The following is a 23,695-nucleotide window of genomic DNA, read 5'->3' on the forward strand; positions in this document are numbered from 1 at the left end:
TCTCCTAGCTTTCCCGCGTCACATCCGGGACGCCTGCCTGCGGCGCGGCGAGCTGCGCATAAATTCGGGCAACCATTGCGGCATAGACCATTACGAAGCCGGCCTGCACCAATCCCCCTGCAAGCGCGATCAGCAACAGCGACAGCGACCATGGCGACGGCTCACCAAGCGTAATCGTGACAAGCGATCCGATGACGGAGCCGACGGTCAAGGCAAGGATGAAGAAGGCCACCATCAACAAGATCATAAAGCCGAACAGCCGCCAGAAATGGCCGGCCGTCATCGTGTAGCTGCGCTTCAGGGATCCCAGGGCTCCGGTTGCTTCACTGGCTACGACCGGAAGCATGGGAAGCAATCGGATTGAAACGAACACCAGCACCAGGAAGAAAAGCATCAACACCAGCCAGCCGGTGGAGTTGAAGGTCGCAAGGTCGACCTGGCCGTCGGCAGTCGTCCCGATGCCGGCAAACCCAAGCAGCACCGAGAAAATCAGGATGACGGGCACGAGGTAGGCCAGCGCGGCGAGAATGAAGATTGGCGACCTCCGGCTGGCTTTACCGATCGCTTCCCCGACGCTGCCTCGCCAGCCATTGACCAGCAGGACGATCGCCAACTGGCCCACGATCATGACAATCACCATGGCCAGCCCGATAAGCATCCACGATCCGGCAGGCGGCGGTTCACCGGGCGCTACCCGCGGCTCGACCATCGAAACAATTACCGCGGGAAGCAGGATCAATCCCAAGGCGACCGGCACGATCAGCTTGCGGTTGGCCAGCAAGGCCGCCTTGGCCTCATCCCACGCCTTGCTGATCGACAATGAACTCATCTGACGCCCCTCTGATTGGTCGCTCCACTTATGCGGAGAGCCGGGCAAGCTGGCAATCACCCTTGCCGATCGCGCCTTACAGCGCCATTTCGCGGCGCATGACGTCGGACATTGAATGGCGGGTTAGCGACGGGCTGGTTCCCTATCCGGAGGCGCTGGCCGAAATGGAGGCCCGCGCCGCGGCCGTGCGCGCCGGAACTGCGAATGAGTTGGTATGGATGCTGGAACATCCGCCACTGTTCACCGCGGGGACAAGCGCCGACCCGGCCGAATTGTTCAATCCGCTGGATTTCCCCGTGTTCGAAGCGGGCCGGGGCGGACGCTACACCTACCATGGCCCCGGGCAGCGCGTCGGCTACCTGGTCCTCGACCTGGAAAAGCGGGGCAAGGACATTCGATGCTTCGTCCATTCGCTGGAAGGCTGGATGATCGCGGCCCTGGGTGAACTCGGCGTCGAAGCACGTCGCGAGCCGGGGCGGATCGGAATCTGGACCGGAACCGGTTCGGAAGAAGCCAAGATCGGGGCCATCGGTGTGCGCGTTCGCCGCTGGGTCACCATGCATGGCTTTTCGATCAATGTTGCCCCGGACCTCTCTCATTTCGGCGGAATCGTACCCTGTGGGATCGCCGAATATGGGGTGACGAGCCTCGAAAGGCTGGGGCTCGAAGCATCGATAAATCCGCTGGATGAGGCTCTAAACAGGAGTTTTCCAGCATTTCTCAATAGCTTACGGGATATATCACAAGTCGCTTGAGGCGCCCCCTGCTCCCGACTATTGTGCGCGCGATTTGTGAGGGGCGGGGCAGCCGCTCAAGCAGGTCTACTAATCAAGGGAGTTTTGAATGCGTGCTCTGATCCTGGTCGCTGGTGCGGCCCTGGCAGTTTCGGCTTGCAGCAGCAACGAAGCAGCTGAAAACACGATGAATGTTGACGAAACGCTGACGACCGAGAACGTCGTTGCCAACGACACCACCGCTATCGACGCTTCGACTGCAGTCGACGCCAACATTGCGATGGACGCCAACGCTGTCGACGCCAACGCGACCGACGCGAACGCGACCACCGAAACCAACGCCCAGTAATCTGGCGGAGCCGCCCCAGGCGGCTCACGGTATTCGAAAGGGCCGTCGGCACATGCCGGCGGCCCTTTTTACTTGAGCCCCACGACCTTGTGTCCCTGGAGCGTCAGCTTCCATTTGGGCCGGTCCATCGCCAGCGCGATCGACGCGTCATAGGACGCCCGAACATCCTCGCAGTCCATCGGCTGGACGAGGAAATGGTCGAAATCCCAGCTCTCCAGCTCCGCCGGCTCGATCCCCTTCTGCGGCCAGACCAGCTTCAACTCGTTTCCGCGACGCTGGACGACATCGGTGCCTGCCTTGGGGCTGATGCACAGCCAGTCGATGCCCGGGGTCGCCGGCAGTGTGCCATTGCTTTCGACGGCAACGCGGAAGTGGCGCCGATGCAGCGCATCGATAAGCACTTCATCCAATTGCAGCATGGGCTCGCCGCCAGTGATGACGACCAGACGATAATCGCTGTTTGCATCCCATAGGTCCGCGACATGATCCGCCAGCGAATTGGCGTCCGCGAACTTGCCACCGCCCTGCCCGTCCGTGCCGACGAAATCCGTGTCGCAGAAATTGCATTGAGCTGTTGCGCGATCCTGCTCGCGCCCGCTCCACAGGTTGCATCCGGCAAAGCGCAGGAAAACCGCGCGGCTTCCTGCCTGCACGCCCTCGCCCTGAAGGGTCAGGAACGCTTCCTTGACCGCGTAGCTCATGGCGCCGCGTAGCGGGTGGGATCCGGCAGTCCCGCTTCCTCAAATCCCTTGGAGCGAAGCCGACACGCATCGCATGCGCCGCAGGCGCCGCCATCCGGCGCCGGATCATAGCAGCTGTGGCTCTGCCCCGCGTCCAGCCCAAGCCTAGCCGCTTCGCGCGCGATGTCCGCCTTGGTCATGTTCAGAAGGGGCGCATGGATCATGAACCGGTCGCCCTCGACGCCGGCCTTCGTCGCCTTGTTGGCCAATGCCACGAACGCATCGATGAATTCCGGCCGGCAGTCGGGATAGCCGGAATAATCCAGCGCATTCACGCCAACGAAAAGGTCGCGCGCGCCTGCCGCTTCGGCCCAGGCGAGCGCAAGGCTCAGGAACACCGTGTTGCGCGCCGGAACATAGGTAACCGGAATGCCTTCTTCCGCGACGCCATCCTTCGGAACCGCAATGTCGCTGGTCAGCGCGGATCCGCCGAACGCGGTGAGATCCATCGGCAGGACGATATGCTCGTCGGCAAGATCGGCCGCGATGCGCCGAGCGGCCTCCAGCTCGACCCGATGCCGCTGGTTGTAATCGACGGTCAGCGCAAGCACGGCAAAACCGGCTTCCCGCGCCAGCGCCGCGCACACCATCGAGTCCAGCCCTCCGGAAAGGAGGACGACTGCCTTCGGCTTGTTGGGTACCTCGTTCATGTCGAGCGCCATCTAGTAGCGGCGGGTGCAAAAAAATAGGGCCGCTCCAAACGGGCGGCCCAGGAGCGGGCCTTGCGGCCCGACAGGGAGGAAAGCGTGCCGAAGAAGGGCACGACTCCGCCAATAGCCCTATTATGGTTAAAGCCGGCTTAACGAGCCGCGCAATCTCCGACGCGCCGGGCATAAAGTTGATAGTGGAACGGCAGGTTGTCGGAGATGCCCTGCGTTTCGATTTTCAGCGATCGCGGCGTGATCAGCGTCATCTTCGACTGGCCGAATCCGCCCGCCGGACAGTTGTAGCTGATCAGCGTCTCGGTACCCTGGTCCGTCAGAACCTTGCGCGTGCAGGACCGTTGGCGATGCTCGAACTGTGCCAGCATGTCGGGCGTCGCGACGCAGATTCGCGTTGGGTTATGGCCGCTGGCACTCCGGCTAACTTCCCACATCCCGCCACTAGCGGGAGCGAGCGCGCGAGGAATAGTCACCGCGGCCATTGCCGTACCGGTGACGGTCAGAAATCCAACCAGGCCGATTCGAACAAGTTTTTGCACGACTCACCGCCTAACACGCACGGATTAACGCAATATCACCTTTTACGCGGCTTCCGCGGCAATTGGAAAGCTGGTTGCGCAGAAGGCGCAATCCACCCGGATCAGCCCATCGTCGCCGACCATCGCCGCCCGCTCGTCCGGCGGGAAGCGGGCAATGACCGAAGCGATATAGTCGGGACTGCAGCGACAGCCCTTCGACAGCGGTACGGGCGCCAGCGTCCGCACCTCTTCCTCTTCGTGAAGCAGGCGCCAGACCAGATCATCCAACGGCAATTCGCGGTCGGTCAGCTCTTCCGGCTTCACCGATCCGACCATGGTCGCGACATGCGGCCATTCGGGATGGTCGAGCCTGGTGTGCAAGCGCTCACGGCCTTCTTCGCCTTCCGGCAGATGCTGGAACATGAGCCCGCCCGCGACCCACCCCTGCTCGTCCTTGCGGACGGAGAGCCTGACGATCGAGGGGATCTGTTCGGATTGCGCGAAATAGCTTTGCGCCGCTTGCGCCAGCCCCTCGCCCTCCAGCGGGACGATGCCCTGGTAACGCTCGTTGGTCGCCGGCTGGTCGAAGGTGATCGCCAGATAGCCCTTGCCGAACAGCCCGAAGAGGGTGGGATTGGGCCCCGCCTCGGCCAGCCGTTCGGGATCGTGGCGGATATAGCCGCGAAGCTGACCGCCCAGATAATCGCAGACCATCAGGTCGACGATGCCGCTCTCGGTCTGGGCCTGGATCGTCAGCTGCCCGTTCGGATCCTTCAGCAGCGATCCCAGCAGCGCGGTAAGGACCAGCGCCTCGGCGAGAAGCGTCTCCATCACCGGCGGATAGCCATGATTGGCAAGGATATTGTCGAGCGCCGGGCCGATCCGGGCCGCGCGCCCACGGGCATGCCGCGAGGGCACGGTGACTCCCAACGCCACGTCCTGTTTTAGCGAGATTTCGGTCATTGCGACGGGAGATAGGGGCTCAATGTCGCGCGGACAACTGAAGTCGTTCGTCCTGAGCGAAGCGCGGAGCGCGTAGTCGAAGGGCGCGTGGCACGAACCTAGGTGCGAATGCCCTTCGACTTCGCCCCTGCGGCGCTCCGCTCAGGACGAACGAAGATTATTGCCTGCTTCTCCGCTTACAGCTTCCCCATCGCCCACATCAGCAGTGCTTTCTGCGCGTGCAGGCGGTTTTCCGCCTCGTCCCAGACCGCCGATTGCGGCCCGTCGATCACGGCATCGGTTACTTCCTCGCCGCGATGCGCGGGGAGGCAGTGGAGGAAAGTGGCGTCGGGAGCGGCCAGCGCCATCACGGCCTCATCCACCTGGAATGACGCAAATGCTTCCTGCCGGACCTGGTCGTCCTCTTGCCCCATCGAAACCCAGGTGTCGGTGACGACGACTTCTGCGCCTTCGACCGCTTCCCTGGGATCGTGGGTGAAGTTGATCCTCGCCCCCCGGGCCACAGCCGCCGAGGCAAAAATCTTGTTCGGCTTGAATTCGGTAGGACAAGCAACCGCAAGTTCGAACTGCATCAAGGCCGCTGCCTCGATCAGCGAATTGCAGACGTTATTGCCGTCGCCGATCCACGCCCAGCGCGACCCGGCCAACTTGGACCGCTTCTCGATCACAGTCTGCATGTCGGCCAGCAACTGGCACGGATGCGACAGGTCGGTGAGCCCGTTGATCACCGGAACCGTGGCATATTCGGCCAGCTCTTCCGCTTTGTGATGATGGTCGGTGCGGATCATGATCGCATCGGCGAAGCGCGACAGCACTCGCGCCGTGTCGGCGATGGTCTCGCCACGGCCGAGCTGGGACGAGCTTCCTTCAAGGATGATCGCGGAACCGCCAAGCTGCCGCATGGCAAGGTCGAAGCTGACGCGGGTTCGCGTCGAGCTTTTCTCGAAGATCATCGCCAGGACCGCACCGTCCAGAGGGCGATCGTCGTCGGGCTTGCCCTTCGGCCAGCCCGCGCGACGCTCTTTCCGTTCCATCGCCTCGTTCAGCATCGCGGCGATGGCCTCACCCCCGGCATTCGAGAGGTTGAGGAAGTGGCGCATCTTTATGCGGCTTCCGGCACGTCATAGGCCGCGGCGGCGGCCGATAGTGCCTCGACGAATTCGGCGATGTGGGACTCATCGATGTTCAAAGGCGGCAGCACGCGGATGACATTGTCGCCGGCGGCGACCGTCAGGATGCCCTTGGTCCGCAGATAGGTCACGAACGCCCGGCTGTCGGTCTTCATCTTGACGCCCAGCATCAGGCCGAGGCCGCGCACGCTTTCGAACAGATTGTCATGATTGGGGATCATCTGCTCCAGCGCCGAGCGAAGCCGTTCGCCCATGGTGCGGACGTGCGTCAGGAATTCGTCATTGGCGATGATGTCGAACACCGCCTGCCCCGCGGCCATCGCCAGCGGGTTGCCGCCATAGGTCGATCCGTGGGTGCCGATGACCATTCCGGCCGCGGCCTTTTCGGTGGCAAGGCAGGCGCCCATCGGGAAGCCGCCGCCGATGCCCTTGGCCGAGGCCATGATGTCCGGCGTCACGCCATAATATTCATAGGCATAAAGATATCCGGTGCGCGCGACGCCGCACTGAACCTCGTCGAAAATGAGCAGCAGGTCGTTCTCATCGCAGACCTTGCGCAGGCCCGAGATGAATTCCTTGCTGGCGGGGCGAATTCCGCCTTCGCCCTGCACCGGCTCCAGCAGGAACCCGGCGGTGTTCTCGTCGACGGCGGCCAGCGCTTCCTCGAGATTGTCGAAGGCGACGACCTTGAAGCCCGGAAGCAGCGGCGCGAAGCCGTCGATCATCTTCGCCTGGTCGGTCGCGCTGATCGTCGCCATCGTCCGGCCGTGGAAGGCGTTGGAGAAGGTGATGAGCGTATGCTTGTGCGCATTGCCCTTGGCGCTGTGATAGCGGCGCGCAGTCTTGATCGCGCACTCGACCGCCTCGACACCCGAATTGGTGAAGAACACCGTGTCGGCGAAGGTCAGGTCGATCAGCCGCTGCGCGAACGCCTCGCCCTGCGGAGAGCCGTAGAGGTTCGACACGTGCATCAGCGTCGCCGCCTGGTCCTGGATCGCCTTGGTCAGGTGCGGATGGCCGTGGCCCAGCAGGTTGACGGCAATACCGGCGGCGAAATCGAGATACTTTTCGCCCTGCTCCCCGTAGAGATAGACCCCTTCACCCCTAACCGGCCGCACTGGCGAACGCGGATAAACGGGCATGAGCGGCGTAATGGCCATGGGGGCTCCTTCGGGCGTAGTTTTAAAAGGCAATGCGCGAGCAGGGAGTGCTGGGAGCACTCCCCGCGCCGCGCATCGGTCTGCATTTTCGCGAGCCTATAGCCATGACGGCGCCCGAACGAAACCCGCATTTCCCGGTTCCATCGATCGAATAGGCTTATGGCTTAAGGAAAAAGGGCGGCTCCTTTCGAAGCCGCCCTTCCCTACGCGTTACAACGCTTTACTCGGGCATCTTGCCCAAAGGCTTAACGACCGTCGTAGTCTTGGCCCTGGTCGTCCTCGTAGCGGTCGTTGCGTCCGTCACGGTCACGATCCTGCCAGTTGTTGCGGTCGCCCCAACGATCGCGATTGTCGTAGTGACCATTGTATCGGTTGCCGTCGCGGGCTTCGCGCTGGATGCGGACTTCGAGCCGCTGGATGCGGTTCTCGATGTCGTTGCGTTCCCAGTTGGTGAAGCCGTTGCGGGCAACACGATGCAGGCGGTTTTCGACGTCGCGAGACTCGTTCCGCAAGCGACCGGCCTCACGATTGCTCAGGATGTTGCGACGATCGAGATGGTCGATCTGGCGCTGGATGTTGTCGATCCGTGCGTCGAGGCGACGAACCTGGCCATAGTTGTTGTAGCCATAGGCATTGCCCTGCGGATAGCCCTGGGCGGCTGCCGGCGCGGCTGCGACGAGGGTCGAAGCGGCAAGCGCGGCTGAAATAATGAACTTACGCATCTGGCTCTCTCCTTTGAGAAGCGGTTGATGCGTTACTTCTGGAACCTGGCGCTTGATCGTGTCCTGAACGCCTTCGTTATTTGCCGTTCAGCGACCTTAACTGTTCAAACCACTGTTAATGTTCAGTTCTTGATTTTCCAGCCCCGTTTCAGGACCAAATAACAGGCCGCGAACAGCAGGATGTTCAGCAACAGAAGCGCGATTCCGCCGACGTAGATCGGCGAATCGGATTCGCTCAGGAAGCCGTGCCGGAACCCGGAAATGACATAGAAGAAGGGATTGGCGTGGCTGATCGCCTTGAAGGTGGGCGACAGCTGCTCGACCGAATAGAAGGTCCCGGACAATAGCGAGAGCGGCGCGACGACGAAATTGCTGACCACGGCGGCATGGTCGAACTTGTCCGCCCAAACGGACGTCAGCAGACCCAGGAACGCCAGCATCAACGACCCCATCACGCCGAACCAGATAACGGACAATGGATGGGAGATGCCGACATGGACGCCGGGCCACAGGGCCATGATGATCCATACCGCGCAACCGACCAGGATCGCGCGGGTCACCGAAGCCCCCACCAGTCCGGCGATCAACTCGCCAACGGACAGCGGCGGCATCAGATAATCGACGATCGTCCCCTGCATCTTGCCGACCAGCAGGGAGAAGCTGGAGTTGGCGAAGCTGTTCTGGATCATCGCCATCACGATGAGGCCCGGCGCGATGAAATCGGCGAAGGGAACGCCCAATACCATCTTGCCTTCACGGCCCAGCGCGACCGTGAAAATGACCAGGTAAAGGAGCGTGGTGACCGCCGGCGCCCAGATGGTTTGCATCTGCACCTTGAAGAAGCGGCGCACCTCCTTGATATAAAGGGTCGAAAGGCCGCCCCAATTGACGCCTTCAAGGCTGGCTTTGCCGGGTTCGTTCCGAACCCAAGAGGGAGTCTGGTCGTTCACGCCACAATCGCCTATCGGCAGCCGCGGCGATGCACAACCGGGGCATTGAACAAGTTTACGGGAGTTTGATTCTACATGAGCTGGACCGAAGAGCGCATCGACCGCCTCAAGGCGATGTGGACCAAGGGTGCCACCGCCAGCCAGATCGCCGAGGAACTGGGCGGAGTGAGCCGCAATGCCGTGATCGGCAAGGCGCACCGCCTCGGCCTCGAATCGCGTCCGTCGCCGGTCAAGGCCGGTGAGGAAAAGGAAAAGAAGGCCAAGGCCGCGCCCGCGCCCAGGGCACCGAAGCCGGTTGCTGCGAAGCCGGCTCCTCAGCCGGTCGAATCCAGGCTGTCGGCTGAAGAGAGCCGCCCGGCCGCTGCGCCTGCCGCTGCCCAACCGAAGGCTTCGGCACCGGAAGGCGTGACCCTGCAGTATCGCTCGGTCGGCCCCGGCGGCTTCATTCGCCAGGGTCCGGGCGATACGCAAGCGCCGATCCCGCCTGCCCCGCCCCGCCGCCTGGTTCCCGCCAAGCCCTCCGCGGATGTTGCCGACAAGACTTCGCTTCTGGACCTGAACGACCGCGTTTGCCGCTGGCCGATGGGCCACCCGGGCGAGCCGGACTTCCACTTCTGCGGCGATGCGGCCAACCCCGGCTACCCATATTGCGTCGCCCATTGCGGAGTCGCCTATCAGGCGCAGCTTCCGCGCCGCGATCGCCGTCCGCCGCCGCCGCTCCCATATGGCGGTCCGCGCGTTCGTTAACGCTGGCCCACACGCCCGTTGGTCGAAGCGCAATTGTCCTGACCAAAGCCGGTTCATAGCCTCCTCTTCATAAAGGGGAGGATATGATGGCCGGCTTTGTTCAAGCAGTTTCGATGGAATCGTTCTAACGTCGCTACGAAGATGCGGCGCTCCTTGCGCTGCGCGTCGTGACCGGGCTGTTTCTCCTCTATCAGTGCCACGACAATGTGCTGAGCTCAGCGCGGATGGACGAGTTCGAGGGTTTCATGGGCCAGTTCGGCTTCTGGCGGCCAGACATCCTCGCTCCCTTCGCCATCTTCTGGCAGGTCGCGGCCGGAATCGGTTTCGTGACCGGCCTGTTCGTCCGTCCGCTCGGCCTCATCACCGCGATCCAGTTCATCGTCGCGGTCTGGATGGTGCACTGGACCCAGGATTTCTCCGGCTGGTGGCCTGCGCTGATCCTCGTCTTCCTCGGTTTCTATTTCTTCGCCCGCGGTTCGGGGCGTTACGGACTGGACACAGTCCTGGCCCGTCGAGCGGAAGTCGCCGTCGCCTGACTTGGCAGGGGGCGCCGGCGGCTCCTATAGCCGTCGGCAAATGTCAGATCTTTTCGCTTCCGGTTCCGCAACGCCGTCCGACAATTATGACGCATCCGCGATCGAGGTCCTCGAGGGCCTGGAACCGGTACGTCGCCGCCCCGGCATGTATATCGGCGGCACCGACGCCCGCGCGCTCCATCACCTGGCGGCCGAGGTCATCGACAATTCGATGGACGAAGCGGTTGCCGGCCATGCCAGCCGAATCGAGGTCACGCTCGACAAGGGCAACCGGCTGACGGTCACCGACAATGGGCGTGGCATCCCGGTCGACCCGCATCCCAAGTTCCCGGGCAAGTCGGCCCTCGAAGTCATCCTCACCACGCTCCATTCAGGCGGCAAGTTCGAGGGCAAGGCTTATTCGACCTCAGGCGGCCTCCACGGCGTCGGCGTCAGCGTCGTCAACGCGCTCTCGACCGAAACCATCATCGAGGTGGCGAAGGACAAGAAGCTCTATCGACAGGCCTTCGCCAAGGGCAACGCCACGTCGCCCCTCGAAGAAATTGGTGCCGCGCCCAACCGCCGCGGAACGTCTGTAACTTTCACCCCCGATCCCGAAATCTTCGGCGCGGACGCCAGGTTCGAACCGGCCCGCCTCTACAAGCTGGCCCGGTCGAAGGCCTATCTATTCGCCGGAGTCGAGATCCGCTGGCGTTGCGACCCGTCCCTTGCCAGCGCGGATGTGCCGGAACAGGCCGTCTTCCAGTTTCCCGGCGGTCTCGCCGATCATCTGAACGAGCAGCTGCAGGGCCGCGAATGCGTCACCGCCCCACCTTTCTCCGGACGGCAGGATTTCCCGGACGGGCAGGGATCGGCCGAATGGGCGGTTGCCTGGCCCGTATGGAGCGAAGGCTCCAACGAAAGCTATTACTGCAACACCATTCCGACGCCCGACGGGGGCACACATGAAGCGGGCCTTCGCGCCGCATTGACCAAGGGCGTCCGCGCCTTTGCCGACCTGATCGGCCAGAAGAAGGCCAAGGACATCATCCCCGACGACGTGCTGAACGGCGTCGAGTTGATGCTCAGCGTGTTCATCCGCAATCCGCATTTCCAAAGCCAGACCAAGGACCGCCTCACCAGCCTGGAAGCCGCGCGCTTCGTCGAGGCCGCCGTTCGCGACCATTTCGACCATTATCTCGCCGATAATATGGACCGCGGCCGGGCATTGCTCGGCGCCATCCTCGAGCGGATGGACGAGCGGCTGAAGCGCCGCGCCGAGCGCGAGGTGAAGCGCAAGACGGCGACCAGCGCCCGCAAGCTCCGCCTGCCCGGCAAGCTCACCGACTGCGCCAATGACGATGCGGAAGGCACCGAATTGTTCATCGTCGAAGGCGACAGCGCCGGCGGCTCCGCCAAGCAGGCACGCGACCGCAAGACGCAGGCCATCCTGCCCATCCGCGGCAAGATCCTGAACGTCGCCTCGGCCACCGCCGACAAGATCCGCGCCAACCAGGAAATCGCCGACCTGCAACAGGCGCTGGGCTGCGGCACCAGGGACAAATGGGCAGAGGAGGCGCTCCGTTATGAGCGCGTCATCATCATGACCGACGCGGACGTCGACGGCGCCCACATCGCGACCCTGCTGATGACCTTCTTCTTCCAGGAAATGCCGGAGCTGGTTCGGCGCGGTCATTTGTTCCTGGCCCAGCCGCCCCTCTATCGCCTCACAGCCGGCAGCAAATCCGCCTACGCCCGCGATGACGCCCACCGTGCCGAGCTCGAGCGGACCGAATTCAAGGGCAAGAAGGTCGAGGTGTCGCGGTTCAAGGGCCTCGGCGAGATGAACCCGCAGCAATTGAAGGAAACGACCATGGACCCGGCGTCCCGGTCGCTGATCCGCATCACCCTTCCGGCGGAATATCAGGACCGCCAACCAGTCCGCGATCTGGTCGATAGGCTTATGGGGAAGGATCCGAGCGCGCGGTTCGAGTTCATTCAGTCGCGGGCGAGCGCCGTCGAGGGCGATGCCATCGACGCATAATTCGTCATTCCCGCGCAAGCGTGAACCCGGCGCAATAGAAAATGAGCGGTGATAAGACCTCTGACGCGGGGTTGTCGTAATGACCGCAATGGGTGGAAAGCGGTCATTGGGAACGGGGGCTGCGTTGTCTGCCCATAAAGGCGGCAACTTTCATCCCTATCGCCGCGACCAACACCAGAGCCGCGATGGGAACCTCCATCATGAGCAGAAAGGCAAGTCCAGGCGCATCAGAGTCTGTAAACCAGACCTGACCAGCGATTGGCATCAACGTGGATAACAGCATGATAAGCCCGCCCGTCACTGGCCAACCAGCTCGGAACAGCGCAATGGGAGCAACAATGAATATCGCACAATGCGCGTAGAGCATTGCGTAATACATCGGCCAGCTGGCGACTAACATTCGACCATCCCATCCCTCAAAGCGTGAGCGGAACGTAGGGCCGGGGAACCGGAGAAGCATGAGCAGAACGTGAGATTTCAATGAAATCCGCTAATGGCAGCTTTGGGTCGTTTATGGCCGGTAAGGGTGGAAAGCGGACATTGGCCGATGGCTTATCTACGGCGGACTGGCCGACCTCGCGCCCTCAATGTGACGGGTGCTTGCGGCCCTGTTCTCGTAACCACTGTTGGTAGTTCTCGATTGCAGCTTCGAAATCCGGATGACCCATGAATGGCCCCAGACAATAATTCATGTGCACAGTCAGAAGTTGCGCGTCGGCGGAGTGTCCAATTGCACTTCCCGCATCCGGCATGTTTAGCGCTATGACGTATCGCTTCGATGCCAAGTGTTTTGGCAAACGTGACGAGTCGTCACCGACGTGCGGTATGATCCAATCAGCAAGAGTAACGGATAGCGTTTTCCCAGCGCGACCTTTTAGCACCTTGTCTACGGCTATCTCGAACCGGCCATAGTAGCCGCCCGGAGATGTGCCACTTGCGATATCTTCAAAGTAACGCTTTCGCTGCCATTCCGGTGCGGTGCCACCTTCGATGCTTTTGCGGATTTGCTCGCTGAAAGCGTCGTTTGGAACAACCCGATAGTTCTTCACTTCCCCAACGACGACCACCTCCGCGTATTCTATGTCGGTGGGTTCGTAGCCTTCGACATTACAGGCCCTCGCGGGTGGGATCAGCAACACGCAACTTAGTAGAAGCGCTCCAGCATACAGGGCTCGTATCATCATTGCCTCTTAGAATGACAGATGGCCTTGGCCCAAGACTATGGCTTCTTGGCTAATGACCGCAATGGGTCGAAAGCGGACGCTAGAAACTGACTCATTCCGGTCGCTAGGCTGCCCATACAAAGCGCACGAAGGCCATCGCGAACGCGAAGACAAAAGCGTATCCGAACTGGTCGAGGCGAACGAGTTCCTGACCATTGCGAACCCTGAACCTGCCAATCAGCGTCATCAGACAGCCGAGCGTTACCGGCGTTACAATCAGATTCAGCAGGCGAAGAGTCGAATCTTCAATGATTGAATAAGGGAAAGCCCAGAGGCTGAGACCGCCGGCTATCAATCCCCACAGTATATAGCCGATAGTTGCGAGCCCGGGGCTTGGTCTACGGCTAATGCTGTTTCCGAGACTATGAAAGCCCAGTTCCACCAATAATTGAACAACAATCTGAAAAAGCAACTCGCCCAGGATTTGGAACAAAACCTCGAAGATAATTTCCATGCTATTTATGCCCGTGTTGGGTGGAAAGCGGACATTATCAACGTTGTACCATCACCGCGGAATTGCCGTCCGCTTAAGTTCGAGCAGTTCAGGGAGGCGGTGTTGGCAGCTCCACCGCTCTGTATTCCAAACGCACGTTTGAATGCGGACAGTTTGAGCGGTTCCAAAAACTTCCTCGGACGGAAGCTCAAGAGTAATCGTCGCGCGCCCCTTGCCATCGACGCCGCTCATGGAGACGCGGCCATTCGACTTTAAGTCACCGCACTCGCTCGACACCTGAATGGACGTCGGATCCTTTTCAAATGTTGTGAAAACATATTGCGAGCAAAAGACGCCATTTCTGGCGTCCTGAGCAAAGGTCCGGTCGGGCGACGTCTGAACTGAATTGTCCGGCATGCCATGGCCCGAACCCCAAGCACCGTCCTGATTGCCGTCAATATTGACTCTGAACGTCCATCCGACGGGCAAGTGGGAAGTGAATGCTACAGTGCCAAATGGCGTCGCGACGAAGTGAACTGCAACGTCATCCGCCGGGTCGGCGTAAATCGGTTCTCGGCGGATTGATGGCTCAATGGAAACGACTGGAGGGGAAACGTATGTGGCAGTCGCTTGCTGGCCCGCAAGCATAACTAAGAGCGCCCACATCAACTCAACCCCCTAAGATAGAACAGTGAACATTGCCCAACCAACTAATGACCGCAATGGGTGGAAAGTGGTCATTAAGATGGGAGGGATTTAGCTTCCAACAAGTCGAACTACGGGCGTGCCGCGTCTTGACTCGGCTCGAATGAAGGATGCACCAGCGGCCTTCACGCAAGGTTTTGCTGGATCCATCGTGCCGTTTAACCCGTGCATCGTACTAGCGATTGCCGCGTGAGCGGTCCCGTCCCTCACTGCGACAATCGCCAAATAATTTTCTGGCACGTGTGAACCAAAGTCCGAGTGAAAGCTGGATATCGTCGTATATTTCTCTAGCCGTCCTAAGTACGAATATTCGGGCACCAGGCAGAATAAATCATAGCCGCGCCGCTGTGATATTTGAGCAAGCGAAAAGGCTTGGTCGCTCCCGGCGCCCCATTGGACTAACCTTGGCGCAACAAATCGCTGCAGTAATACCGAGTCAGTGCTGGGACCTTTGAATGAAGTAGAGCAACTGCTCAGGCCATACATACCGGTTAGCAACAGCGCGGCCGATAATATTCTCATGCCGCCGATGCTTCCCCATTGAGGGTGCTTCCGCAACGTTGTGGAGAACTGGCTGCGCCAATGACCGCAATGGGTGGAAGGCGGCGTTGCAGCGTCAGCAAAGTCATAGATTACTTAAGGCTAGGCCCGTCACCGCGAACGCAACAGAAAGGAACGCGCCCAGCGCAGCAGCAAGCCCAAAGGCAACGCGCCAACCAAAGCCACTTTGCTCCCAATCGGCCTGCGTTCTCCACAGGCCGTAGGCGAGACCTGTCGCATTTAGCGCGATGAAAAGCAGGAACATGGCGGGCATATTCTCGGGGTCCGACTAACGAAGTCCTAATGACCGCAATGGGCCACAATCTGCCATAGTCGGATAAATGGACCTTACGACTATTGCGCTCCTTCGCCCACTTCCCAGAATCGAACGGAATTCCACTTTCCTACTCTCCAAATCTATGTTCCAACTTGGTTCATGGATGCATACACAAACAAACCAGAATTCGACTTCACCCCGGTCCCCGTCCGTCCTCGGCACAACGGTTGGACGGCCGAGAAGCAGATCGCCTTTATCGAGGCGCTGGCCGAAACCGGCGTCGTTGAGGAAGCGTGCCGGCGCGTCAGCATGTCGGATAGCAGCGCCTATGCGCTCCGCCGCCGGCCGAGCGGTGCCGCGTTTCGCAACGCATGGGAGGCCGCGCTCGACTATTCGCTGCATCGGGTCGAGGAGGAAGCCCTGCTCCGCTCGCGCAAGGGCGTGACCCGCCCGATCTTTTACAAGGGCGAGCAGGTCGGCGAGTGGCGCCACTATGATGAGCGGCTGACCATGTTCCTGCTGCGGACCCGGCGGCCGGAGCGCTACGGAAAGTGGATCGAGCGAGTGCTCGCGCCGGAGGTCGAGTATGGCGGGGCCAACGAACCCGATGCCGCCATTCGCCTCGACGGCGGAATAGAACGCATCATGTTGCAGGCCGACGGCGACAGTGACGAAGGCGGGGGCGAAATCGCTTGATTCGCGCGCGCGCGTTGAGGAGCGAAGTTGGCGAACTTTCGCCGGGATCCCGGCGTCATGCTAAGTCCATCGTAAATCCAATGCGGGAGCAAGAATGACTGACACTCCCAACTCGCATCGCCCCCTCCCCCGCTCATCCCTCGCCATCGCGGCCTTTTCGACCATCGTCGAATGGTATGATTTCACGCTTTATCTTTACTTCGCGACGGTGCTTGCGCGGGTCTTCTTCGGCCCGGGCGAGGCGTCGCTGCTGGTCACGCTAGGCGGCTTTGCGGTCGCCTATCTGATGCGTCCGATCGGCGCGATCTTCTTCGGCCACATCGGCGACCGCATCGGCCGCCGCCACATGCTGCTGCTGTCGGTCGCGTTGATGACTGCCGCAATGCTTGCGACCGCACTGCTCCCCACCCATGCGCAGATCGGCGCGGCAGCCGGCTGGCTGCTGTTCCTGCTTCGCTGCATCATGGGTTTCTCGGTCGGCGGCGAATATACCGGCGTCGTCGCCTATCTGCTTGAGGGTGCTCCGACGGCCAAGCGCGGGCTGATCGCGTCCCTTGCTTCCGCGGCCAGCGAAATCGGTGCGCTGCTCGCCGTTGCGATCTCCGCTCTGACCGTTGCATTACTCGATGAGGCGAGCCTGCAAAGCTGGGGCTGGCGCATTCCGTTCCTGTTCGGCGCGGCTTTGGCGGGAACGGTCTGGATCGCGCGTTCGAGGATGGAGGAATCGCCCGAATTCCATCGACAGAAGGCCGCCGGCAGCGTTCCCGATCGCCCGCTGCTTCACAGCCTGACCAACCACCGAGCCGGGATCGGCAGGGCCTTTGCGATCTCCGCGCTCGGATCGATCACCTATTATGTGGGCATCACCTATGTGCCCGCGTTCCTCACTTCCGCCGGCTCATTGAGCGAGAAGGTTTCGCTGACGCTTTCGACCGCCGCCGCGGTAGTCGTGATCCTGGTGACGCCCTTTGTCGGCGCACTATCCGATCGAGTCGGTCGAAAGCCGGTTCTCGCCGGCCTCAGCCTCGCCAACATGCTTCTCCCGATCACCATGTTCTCGCTGATGGCAAGCGGGTCGCACGGCAATGCATTGGCCGGCGCGCTGGTGTTGGCCGCCCTTGCCGGCGGCGTCAGCGCGGTGGGCGCCGTCGCCACCGCCGAACAGTTTCCGGGGGAAGGCCGCGTAACTGGCCTGGCGTTGGGCGCAACGGGCGCTACCGCCATATTCGGCGGGCTGACGCCTTTCCTGGCGCAGTATCTGGTCCAGCAGACCGGGTTTGCCATCGCTCCCGGCGTGATGATTGCGGCCGTCAGCCTCGCCGTTCTGCCGCTTTTCCTGACAATGAGGGAAACCGCGCCAAACATCTCCAGGCCCAAGAAAATTTAGCCGCGTTTACATCGCCTTTACTCCCGTCAGCTATTTGAGGCCGGATGGTAAGAAGCGTAACCGACCGAGGTGACAACTCGTATCAGATGGCCAGCAGCCACCTGATCACGACCTGTGCCACCCTCGCCGCACTGATTTTGTTCGTCCTGGTAGGCGCGAAAGTGCTGCCGAGCGCGATCGGCCTCAGCAAGGCGAGCCAGCCCGCGATGGTCGTGGCATTTCTCCTCAACACCGCGATCATCCTGTTCGGGTGGCGCCGTGCCAACGACCTCACGCATACGCTTTCGGCGCTCAAGTCGGCCGAGCAGGAAGCGCTCGCCAATGCCTATACGGATCATACGACGGGGCTCGGAAACCGCCGCTCGATCCTCAGGGAGCTGGAACGCGCTTTCCGCGAGGGCGGCGCGAAGGGTGCGCTCCTGATTCTCGACCTGGATCACTTCAAGAAGGTCAATGATCTTTACGGTCATGCGACGGGCGACCAGCTTCTTCAGTTCACCGGCGAAACGCTCCGTCAAGAGATTCCGGAAACGGGCTTCGCCGCCCGCCTCGGCGGCGATGAGTTTGCTGCCTATGTTCCCGATGCGAGCGTCGCCGAAGAGGTTGCGCGCCGTATCGTGGCCCTACTCGCTGCGCCGGTCAGCCTTGGCCCTGTGAAAACGCAACTATCGGTGTCTGCCGGTCTCGCCCACCTCAATCGCGGGCTCAATCCCGAAGAGGTCCTCCGTCGTGCCGACGTCGCGATGTACAGCGTGAAGCGGTCCGGCCGTAACGGCCTTGCCTGGTTCGACGAGGAAATGTCGCGCCAGCTTCAGAATCGCGTAGCGCTTGAAGAGGAAATCCGGGCGGCCATCGAGGCCGACGAATTCGTGCCCTTCTTCCAGCCGCTGATCAGTCTTGAAAGCGGCGAGTTGAACGGCTTTGAAGTGCTGGCGCGCTGGCGCTCTCCCACACGCGGCATCGTCGAACCGGTGGAATTCATCGAAGTGGCCGAGCAATCGGGCCAGATCGGCGCATTGTCGATGCGGGTCATGGAAAAGGCGCTTCAGGAAGCGAAGGAATGGCCTCAGGAACTGAAGCTCGCCGTCAACATCTCGCCCATCCAGTTTCGTGACCCGCGACTCGCAGAACGGATCATCAAGCTGCTGACCGAGACTGGATTCTCGCCCCGCCGACTTGAGGTCGAGATCACCGAATCCTCATTGATGGAAGATCGCGAGCAGGCGCTGACGATCGTCCAGAGTCTCCGGAATTGCGGCATCAGTATCGCGCTCGACGATTTCGGGACGGGCTATGCATCCCTAAGCCAGCTGCAGACGCTGCCGTTCGATCGGATCAAGATCGACCGAAGCTTCATCAACGCGCTTGGCCAGAACGAACAAAGCGCTGCGATCGTGGAGACCATCACTGCCCTCGGGCGGTCGCTCAACGTGCCGATCACCGCCGAAGGCGTCGAAACCCCCGCCGTCCGTGAAAAGCTCGCCGCCATCGGCTGCGCGGACGCGCAGGGCTGGTACTTCGGCCGTGCCGTCGCGGGCCATGTCGCCAGCATGCAGTTCGCTCCGAAAGTAGAACAGCCAGGCGCGCAGAGCCCTCTCGCCGACCGCGGCCGCGCCGGAGGGAAGAAGTGGTAACGTACCAACCGGCTTGACTGTCCTCGCCGATCCACCTCTTTTCCAGTTCGAGGGGGTCCCATTTGATGATCTTTCGCGCCGCGGCGGCTGCCACATTGATGGCGACACCTGCCCTCGCTCAGACGCCCAACGACCGGTTCGGGCCTGACGATATTGCGCGGCTGGCCGAGGTCGCCGAACCGGTTTTCTCCCCCGACGGCGGAGCCATTGCCTACAGCCTGACAACGACCAATTCCGCGGCGGACAAGAAACAGTCGGACCTCTGGCGTGTCTCATGGGATGGCAGCAAACGGATCCCACTGACGAAGACGCCGGACTCCAGCGAATGGCGGCCATCGTGGACGCCCGACGGCCGCTCGCTGGCCTTCCTGGCCGACCGGGGCGGCGACGACGCCAAGACGCAGGTCTGGCTGATGCCCGCCGGCGGCGGCAAGGCTCGCCAGGTCACCAAATTCGCGGACGGGGTTGAAGATTACGTTTTGTCGCCGGACGGCAAGCAACTCGCCGTCATCGCCCGTGATCCGGAGCGTCCCGAAGGCACGCCCAAGCCGAAGAATCCTCCGCCGATCGTCATCAACCGCTACCAGTTCAAGGAAGACGGTATCGGCTATCTCACGAGCCGCCGCTTGCACCTCTACATTGTCGATATCGCAAGCGGGAAAGCCACCCGGCTCACCGCCGGCGATCATGACGAACAGCTGCCTGCCTGGTCGCCGGACGGGCAGTCGATCGCCTATGTGACCAAGCGCGGCGACGATCCCGACCGCCACCTCAACTACGACATCTATGTGATCGCGCCCAAGGCGGGCGCGCCCGAACGGCAGCTCACCAGCTTCAAGGGATCCGACCTCGACCCCTATTGGGAGTCGCGCCCGTCATGGAGCCCCGACGGCAAGCGCATCGCCTATCTCCATAGCGGCGAGGACAAGTGGATCTACTACGCCCCGTGGCAGCTGGCGGTCATCGATGTGGAGAGCGGCAATTCGGTGATGCCTGCGCCCATCGACCTGGCATTTACCAAGCCGCGCTGGTCCCCAGACGGCCGTTCCGTGCTCAGCCTGATCGAACGAAGCCGGGTCACCTATTTGTCCAGGATAGATGTCGCGAGCGGACAGGTTACCGCGCTGACCGGCGGCGCACGATTCGACACGGACTTCGCGGTGGCGCCCGATGGCCGGATTTCGGTCCTTGGCGGGGACGGTCACCGGCCCAATGAGCTTGCGGCTGTCGACGGAACGCAATTGCGCCAGCTTACCGACCACAACGACTGGCTTCGATTCAAGCGGCTTGCCCCGGTCGAGGACATCGAGTTCGCAAGCGCGGACGGCACGAAGATCGAGGGCTTCGTGGTCAAGCCCCTGGATTATCAGCCAGGCCGCCGATACCCGACGATCCTTCGCATTCACGGCGGTCCCGTCTATCAGTTCAGCCACGAATTCATGCTCGATTGGCAGTCCTATGCGGCTCGGGGTTTCGCGGTCGTCGCAGTCAATCCTCGCGGCAGTTCCGGACGCGGTTTCGACTTTTCACGCGCCATCTATGCCGATTGGGGCAATAAGGATGCGGCCGACGTCCTTGCCGGGGTCGATCATGTCGTAAAACTGGGCATCGCCGACCCCGACCGGTTGGGGGTCGGCGGGCGCAGCTACGGCGGAATCCTCACCAACTCCGTCATCGCCAGCGACAAAAGGTTCAAGGCAGCGGTCAGCGGCGCCGGTTCGTCGAACATGCTCGGCATGTACGGTCACGACCAATATATCCGCGAATATGAGCTGGAACTGGGCACGCCCTGGGCCAATCGGGAAGCCTATGAACGCACCAGCGCCCCCTTCCTGCATGCCGACCGGATCATCACGCCGACCCTCTTCTATTGCGCGGAAAAAGATTCGAACGTGCCATGCCTCGGCGCCGAGCAAATGTACCAGGCGCTCCGCTCGCGCGGTCTTTCCACGGAATTGGTTGTCTATCCGGGCGAGAACCACGGCCTGACGGTGCCAAGCTATTTGCGCGACCGGATGCAGCGGCTTCTCGCCTGGTACGATCGCTTCCTGAAGCCCTAGCGTGACCCGAAGCCTGTCGTCATCGTTTTGACGGTCCGGAAGGCGATCAGGATATCGAGCCAGGCCGAGAAATATTTCACATAGTAGAAGTCGTACTGCAGCTTGGCATGGACCTCGTCGACGGACGCGACATGGCCCTGGTTGACCTGCGCCCAGCCGGTGATTCCAGGCCTGACGACATGGCGATAGCGGTAGAATGGGATTTCGCCGGTATACCAGGTCGACAGCGCTTCGGCCTCCGGCCGCGGACCGATCCAGCTCATCTGGCCAAGGATGATGTTGAAGATCTGCGGCAGCTCGTCGAGCCTCGACCGGCGAAGCCTGCTACCGACGCGGGTGACCCGCGGATCGCCATCGGCGGTGATCACCTCGTCGATTTCGCTACCGGCAGGCCGGTGGAACATCGTCCGGAACTTCAACATGTCGAACGGCACGCCCGCTTGTCCGACACGCCGCTGCCGGAAGAAGATAGGGCCGGGGCTGTCGAGCTTGATAGCCAGTGCGATCGCTCCAAGGACGGGCAGTGCAAAGGGCAGTGCCACCAGAGCGAAGGCGAGGTCGCCGAGTGACTTCAGGTGGAAATAGCCGCGCGCCGGAACCAGGCTGCCGAAGCTATTCTCGGAAAGATGATCGATCGCGACCCGTCCGGTGAGGGATTCATAGAGCTGCTTTACCTGATAGACCATCCGGCCTTGCACGGCGGCGTCGGCCATCATTGCTTCCCACTCGGGCGGCGAGGCGCTGAAGTCGGCAACCAGTCCATCACAGCCCGCAGCATCGTCCAGCGTGGGATGGTGCATGATGTGCCAGTGCACATTCTCGATTGTCTCGAGCCGCTCGACCCTGCCGAACGGTACGACTGCAATCCGCTGCCTTATGTATCGCTGGACCGCGAAATAGAGGCCGTAGCTCCACAATATATGGCCCGTGAAGCCGGCAACCAGCGCCAGTCGATCGTAAGGCAGGCGCGCCATAAGCAGGATCGTCATGATCGTCGCGTGCGCCACCACGATCGACGGCAGGATCACATGCGTCGACCGGTTGCCAGGATAGATTTCGATCGAAAAGCGAGTCCAGAAAGCAATGAGGACCGCCAGCCCGTTGAACATCAGCGCATTGAGCGACGAGGCGTAAAACGTGTCCTCAGGAAGGATGATCGCGCGAAGCAGGAAGGGCAGTGCCGCCGTCGCGGCAAGCGCGCCCAACAGGTTGAAGCGCTGCCGCGTTATGAAGCGCCGCTGTGTGCGAAGCGAGGTTGGAGGTGCGTGCAGCAAGACCCCCGTCCCCCTTACGGCTTGCCGCGGCCGATGCCGTGGTAGACCAGGCCGGCCTCATCGGCTTCGTCCCGATGATAAATATTCCTGAGGTCGATCAACAACTTGCCCCGCATCCTGGAGGCCAGGTCGTTAAGATCGAGTGCCCGGAACTCATCCCATTCGGTAACGATGACGACGGCATCCGCTCCTTCGGCAGCACCCTCGGCAGAGCTCGCATATTCAACATTCTTGAACAGCGGCTCGGCTTGCTCTCGCCCAACCGGATCAAAAGCCACGACCTCGGCGCCGGCCGCCTGCAGCCCCTCGATCAGCGGGATCGAAGGCGCGTCGCGCATGTCGTCGGTGTTCGGCTTGAAGGTCAGGCCGAGGACGCCGATCCGTTTGCCCCTCGCATCGCCGCCCAAGGCCGCCACGACCCGATCGGCCATTGCCTTCTTCCGCCGGTCGTTCACGTCGACGACCGTTGAAACAATGCGCTGCTTGACGCCCGACTCGTCCGCCGTCCGGAGCAGCGCCAGCGTGTCCTTCGGAAAGCAGCTGCCGCCATAGCCGGGGCCGGCGTGAAGAAACTTCGCGCCAATGCGATTGTCGAGCCCGATCCCCCGCGCCAGATCCTGTACGTCGGCGCCTACCGCCTCGCACAGGTCGGCCATCTCGTTGATGAAACTGATCTTCGTAGCAAGGAAGGCGTTGGCGGCGTACTTCGTCAGTTCCGCCGTGCGCCGGCTGGTGAACAGCATAGGCGCCCGATTGAGGAACAGCGGGCGATAGATTTCCGCCAGGATCGCACGGGCCTTGTCGTCCTCCGCTCCGACCAGGATCCGGTCCGGATGCTTGAAGTCGGCGATTGCCGCGCCTTCGCGCAGGAATTCGGGGTTGGACGCGACCGACACGCCTTCCGGCGCGCCTTTTTCCTTGAGGAGATCCGCAATTTTGTCGCCCGTCCCGACTGGCACGGTCGATTTGGTGACGATAACCAACGGCCCTTCAAGCAGGCCTGCCAGTTCCTCGACCGCGGCAAAAACATAGCTGAGGTCGGCATGCCCGTCGCCGCGCCGCGACGGCGTTCCAACCGCGATGAATACCGCTTCCGCACCCTTCAGCGCCTTGCTGAGGTCAGTCGTGAATTCAAGGCGGCCCCGGTCGACGTTCGACTTCACCAGCGCCTCGAGCCCCGGCTCCCAGATTGGCATCCGGCTGGCCAGCAGGCCCTCGATCTTGCCTTGGTCCTTGTCGACGCAGGTCACGTGGTGCCCGAAATCGGCAAGGCAGGTGCCGGAAACCAGTCCGACGTAGCCGGTGCCGATCATTGCGATGCGCATTGATTACTCCACTCGGATATTCTGCCCCCGGCATAGCGGGAGCGGCGGATACGGCCAAGCCCACCAAGCGCCTAGTTT

General features: G+C 61.7%; 25 protein-coding genes. 9 read left to right on the plus strand and 16 right to left on the minus strand.

The features are described from left to right. Positions 1-4: 4 nt before the first annotated feature. The gene (locus LZ496_RS03855; protein WP_249903261.1) at positions 5-829 is read right to left on the minus strand and encodes a glycerophosphoryl diester phosphodiesterase membrane domain-containing protein; all 825 of its coding nucleotides are present in this window, start codon (positions 827-829) and stop codon (positions 5-7) included. 98 nt (positions 830-927) lie between these two features. On the opposite strand from LZ496_RS03855, the gene lipB reads away from it, so the two are divergent. Together lipB and LZ496_RS03865 are read left to right on the plus strand one after the other, a co-directional pair. Next, positions 928-1,584 (plus strand): lipoyl(octanoyl) transferase LipB, encoded by a 657-nt coding sequence (lipB, locus tag LZ496_RS03860; RefSeq protein ID WP_249903269.1) that lies wholly within the window; start codon positions 928-930, stop codon positions 1,582-1,584. An 88-nt stretch (positions 1,585-1,672) separates the two neighbouring features. Beyond that, on the plus strand, positions 1,673-1,912 hold the full coding sequence (locus LZ496_RS03865; RefSeq protein ID WP_249903270.1) for a putative periplasmic lipoprotein: 240 nt from the start codon (positions 1,673-1,675) through the stop codon (positions 1,910-1,912). Positions 1,913-1,980: 68 nt separating this feature from the next. Here LZ496_RS03865 and queE read toward each other — a convergent pair whose 3' ends face one another. From queE to LZ496_RS03905, 8 genes are all read right to left on the minus strand, one after another. Then, positions 1,981-2,613, minus strand: a complete 633-nt coding sequence (gene queE / locus LZ496_RS03870; protein WP_249903271.1) for a 7-carboxy-7-deazaguanine synthase — start codon at positions 2,611-2,613, stop codon at positions 1,981-1,983. Then, positions 2,610-3,302, minus strand: a complete 693-nt coding sequence (gene queC / locus LZ496_RS03875) for a 7-cyano-7-deazaguanine synthase QueC (RefSeq protein ID WP_249903272.1) — start codon at positions 3,300-3,302, stop codon at positions 2,610-2,612. Before queC ends, queE begins: the two co-directional genes overlap by 4 nt. Positions 3,303-3,451: 149 nt before the next feature. Further along, positions 3,452-3,853, minus strand: coding sequence for a DUF3617 domain-containing protein (locus LZ496_RS03880; RefSeq protein ID WP_249903273.1), 402 nt, complete (start codon positions 3,851-3,853; stop codon positions 3,452-3,454). Positions 3,854-3,895: 42 nt separating this feature from the next. Further along, positions 3,896-4,795 (minus strand): Hsp33 family molecular chaperone HslO, encoded by a 900-nt coding sequence (gene hslO, locus LZ496_RS03885; RefSeq protein ID WP_249903274.1) that lies wholly within the window; start codon positions 4,793-4,795, stop codon positions 3,896-3,898. 176 nt (positions 4,796-4,971) lie between these two features. Beyond that, the gene (argF, locus tag LZ496_RS03890) at positions 4,972-5,895 is read right to left on the minus strand and encodes an ornithine carbamoyltransferase (RefSeq protein ID WP_249903275.1); all 924 of its coding nucleotides are present in this window, start codon (positions 5,893-5,895) and stop codon (positions 4,972-4,974) included. A 2-nt stretch (positions 5,896-5,897) separates the two neighbouring features. Beyond that, positions 5,898-7,085 (minus strand): aspartate aminotransferase family protein, encoded by a 1,188-nt coding sequence (locus tag LZ496_RS03895; RefSeq protein WP_249903276.1) that lies wholly within the window; start codon positions 7,083-7,085, stop codon positions 5,898-5,900. Between the two features lie 245 nt (positions 7,086-7,330). Further along, positions 7,331-7,807, minus strand: a complete 477-nt coding sequence (locus LZ496_RS03900; protein WP_249903277.1) for a hypothetical protein — start codon at positions 7,805-7,807, stop codon at positions 7,331-7,333. A 122-nt stretch (positions 7,808-7,929) separates the two neighbouring features. Beyond that, positions 7,930-8,757, minus strand: coding sequence for an ABC transporter permease (locus LZ496_RS03905; RefSeq protein ID WP_249903278.1), 828 nt, complete (start codon positions 8,755-8,757; stop codon positions 7,930-7,932). Between the two features lie 75 nt (positions 8,758-8,832). Here LZ496_RS03905 and LZ496_RS03910 point away from each other — a divergent pair, with 75 nt between their 5' ends. The 3 genes from LZ496_RS03910 (at position 8,833) to parE (ending at position 12,063) form a co-directional block, all read left to right on the plus strand. Beyond that, on the plus strand, positions 8,833-9,504 hold the full coding sequence (locus LZ496_RS03910) for a GcrA family cell cycle regulator (RefSeq protein ID WP_249903279.1): 672 nt from the start codon (positions 8,833-8,835) through the stop codon (positions 9,502-9,504). 158 nt (positions 9,505-9,662) lie between these two features. Continuing rightward, complete coding sequence (locus tag LZ496_RS03915) at positions 9,663-10,040, plus strand: DoxX family protein (RefSeq protein ID WP_283937946.1); 378 nt, start codon at positions 9,663-9,665, stop codon at positions 10,038-10,040. A gap of 40 nt (positions 10,041-10,080) precedes the next feature. Continuing rightward, positions 10,081-12,063, plus strand: coding sequence for a DNA topoisomerase IV subunit B (gene parE / locus LZ496_RS03920; RefSeq protein WP_249903281.1), 1,983 nt, complete (start codon positions 10,081-10,083; stop codon positions 12,061-12,063). A 103-nt stretch (positions 12,064-12,166) separates the two neighbouring features. On the opposite strand, the gene LZ496_RS03925 is transcribed toward parE, so the two are convergent. From LZ496_RS03925 to LZ496_RS03945, 5 genes are all read right to left on the minus strand, one after another. Further along, positions 12,167-12,463, minus strand: coding sequence for a hypothetical protein (locus LZ496_RS03925; RefSeq protein ID WP_249903282.1), 297 nt, complete (start codon positions 12,461-12,463; stop codon positions 12,167-12,169). A gap of 184 nt (positions 12,464-12,647) precedes the next feature. Further along, complete coding sequence (locus LZ496_RS03930; protein ID WP_249903283.1) at positions 12,648-13,112, minus strand: hypothetical protein; 465 nt, start codon at positions 13,110-13,112, stop codon at positions 12,648-12,650. A 238-nt stretch (positions 13,113-13,350) separates the two neighbouring features. Next, positions 13,351-13,740 carry a hypothetical protein gene (locus tag LZ496_RS03935; protein ID WP_249903284.1) on the minus strand — a complete coding sequence of 130 codons (390 nt, stop codon included), beginning with the start codon at positions 13,738-13,740 and terminating at the stop codon, positions 13,351-13,353. A 51-nt stretch (positions 13,741-13,791) separates the two neighbouring features. Further along, on the minus strand, positions 13,792-14,388 hold the full coding sequence (locus tag LZ496_RS03940; RefSeq protein ID WP_249903285.1) for a hypothetical protein: 597 nt from the start codon (positions 14,386-14,388) through the stop codon (positions 13,792-13,794). A 661-nt stretch (positions 14,389-15,049) separates the two neighbouring features. Continuing rightward, positions 15,050-15,238: a hypothetical protein gene (locus tag LZ496_RS03945; RefSeq protein WP_249903286.1), complete on the minus strand. Its 189-nt coding sequence runs from the start codon at positions 15,236-15,238 to the stop codon at positions 15,050-15,052. 162 nt (positions 15,239-15,400) lie between these two features. On the opposite strand from LZ496_RS03945, the gene LZ496_RS03950 reads away from it, so the two are divergent. From LZ496_RS03950 to LZ496_RS03965, 4 genes are all read left to right on the plus strand, one after another. Then, positions 15,401-15,937: a hypothetical protein gene (locus LZ496_RS03950; RefSeq protein WP_249903287.1), complete on the plus strand. Its 537-nt coding sequence runs from the start codon at positions 15,401-15,403 to the stop codon at positions 15,935-15,937. Between the two features lie 94 nt (positions 15,938-16,031). Further along, complete coding sequence (locus tag LZ496_RS03955; RefSeq protein ID WP_249903288.1) at positions 16,032-17,324, plus strand: MFS transporter; 1,293 nt, start codon at positions 16,032-16,034, stop codon at positions 17,322-17,324. 86 nt (positions 17,325-17,410) lie between these two features. After that, positions 17,411-18,958, plus strand: a complete 1,548-nt coding sequence (locus LZ496_RS03960; RefSeq protein ID WP_249903289.1) for a putative bifunctional diguanylate cyclase/phosphodiesterase — start codon at positions 17,411-17,413, stop codon at positions 18,956-18,958. A 65-nt stretch (positions 18,959-19,023) separates the two neighbouring features. Beyond that, positions 19,024-21,018 carry a S9 family peptidase gene (locus LZ496_RS03965; protein WP_249903290.1) on the plus strand — a complete coding sequence of 665 codons (1,995 nt, stop codon included), beginning with the start codon at positions 19,024-19,026 and terminating at the stop codon, positions 21,016-21,018. On the opposite strand, the gene LZ496_RS03970 is transcribed toward LZ496_RS03965, so the two are convergent. Both LZ496_RS03970 and LZ496_RS03975 read right to left on the minus strand, forming a co-directional pair. Continuing rightward, positions 21,015-22,292, minus strand: a complete 1,278-nt coding sequence (locus LZ496_RS03970) for a sugar transferase (RefSeq protein WP_249903291.1) — start codon at positions 22,290-22,292, stop codon at positions 21,015-21,017. The two genes, LZ496_RS03965 and LZ496_RS03970, sit on opposite strands and share 4 nt — an antisense overlap. Positions 22,293-22,306: 14 nt before the next feature. Then, the gene (locus LZ496_RS03975; RefSeq protein ID WP_249903292.1) at positions 22,307-23,617 is read right to left on the minus strand and encodes a UDP-glucose dehydrogenase family protein; all 1,311 of its coding nucleotides are present in this window, start codon (positions 23,615-23,617) and stop codon (positions 22,307-22,309) included. Positions 23,618-23,695: the final 78 nt, after the last annotated feature.

The sequence above is a fragment of the Sphingomonas caseinilytica genome (genome assembly GCF_023516455.1).
Classification (GTDB): domain Bacteria; phylum Pseudomonadota; class Alphaproteobacteria; order Sphingomonadales; family Sphingomonadaceae; genus Sphingomicrobium; species Sphingomicrobium caseinilyticum.

Bases quoted from the DNA above. Each gene is read 5' to 3' on its own strand.
- argF (WP_249903275.1), bottom strand. From the start codon at position 5,895: ATGCGCCACTTCCTCAACCTCTCGAATGCCGGGGGTGAGGCCATCGCC.
- LZ496_RS03925 (WP_249903282.1), bottom strand. From the start codon at position 12,463: ATGTTAGTCGCCAGCTGGCCGATGTATTACGCAATGCTCTACGCGCAT.
- parE (WP_249903281.1), top strand. From the start codon at position 10,081: ATGTCAGATCTTTTCGCTTCCGGTTCCGCAACGCCGTCCGACAATTAT.
- lipB (WP_249903269.1), top strand. From the start codon at position 928: ATGACGTCGGACATTGAATGGCGGGTTAGCGACGGGCTGGTTCCCTAT.
- LZ496_RS03975 (WP_249903292.1), bottom strand. From the start codon at position 23,617: ATGCGCATCGCAATGATCGGCACCGGCTACGTCGGACTGGTTTCCGGC.
- LZ496_RS03960 (WP_249903289.1), top strand. From the start codon at position 17,411: ATGGCCAGCAGCCACCTGATCACGACCTGTGCCACCCTCGCCGCACTG.
- LZ496_RS03950 (WP_249903287.1), top strand. From the start codon at position 15,401: ATGGATGCATACACAAACAAACCAGAATTCGACTTCACCCCGGTCCCC.
- LZ496_RS03855 (WP_249903261.1), bottom strand. From the start codon at position 829: ATGAGTTCATTGTCGATCAGCAAGGCGTGGGATGAGGCCAAGGCGGCC.
- LZ496_RS03965 (WP_249903290.1), top strand. From the start codon at position 19,024: ATGATCTTTCGCGCCGCGGCGGCTGCCACATTGATGGCGACACCTGCC.
- LZ496_RS03865 (WP_249903270.1), top strand. From the start codon at position 1,673: ATGCGTGCTCTGATCCTGGTCGCTGGTGCGGCCCTGGCAGTTTCGGCT.
- LZ496_RS03945 (WP_249903286.1), bottom strand. From the start codon at position 15,238: ATGCCCGCCATGTTCCTGCTTTTCATCGCGCTAAATGCGACAGGTCTC.
- queC (WP_249903272.1), bottom strand. From the start codon at position 3,302: ATGAACGAGGTACCCAACAAGCCGAAGGCAGTCGTCCTCCTTTCCGGA.
- LZ496_RS03955 (WP_249903288.1), top strand. From the start codon at position 16,032: ATGACTGACACTCCCAACTCGCATCGCCCCCTCCCCCGCTCATCCCTC.
- queE (WP_249903271.1), bottom strand. From the start codon at position 2,613: ATGAGCTACGCGGTCAAGGAAGCGTTCCTGACCCTTCAGGGCGAGGGC.
- hslO (WP_249903274.1), bottom strand. From the start codon at position 4,795: ATGACCGAAATCTCGCTAAAACAGGACGTGGCGTTGGGAGTCACCGTG.
- LZ496_RS03900 (WP_249903277.1), bottom strand. From the start codon at position 7,807: ATGCGTAAGTTCATTATTTCAGCCGCGCTTGCCGCTTCGACCCTCGTC.
- LZ496_RS03935 (WP_249903284.1), bottom strand. From the start codon at position 13,740: ATGGAAATTATCTTCGAGGTTTTGTTCCAAATCCTGGGCGAGTTGCTT.
- LZ496_RS03910 (WP_249903279.1), top strand. From the start codon at position 8,833: ATGAGCTGGACCGAAGAGCGCATCGACCGCCTCAAGGCGATGTGGACC.
- LZ496_RS03895 (WP_249903276.1), bottom strand. From the start codon at position 7,085: ATGGCCATTACGCCGCTCATGCCCGTTTATCCGCGTTCGCCAGTGCGG.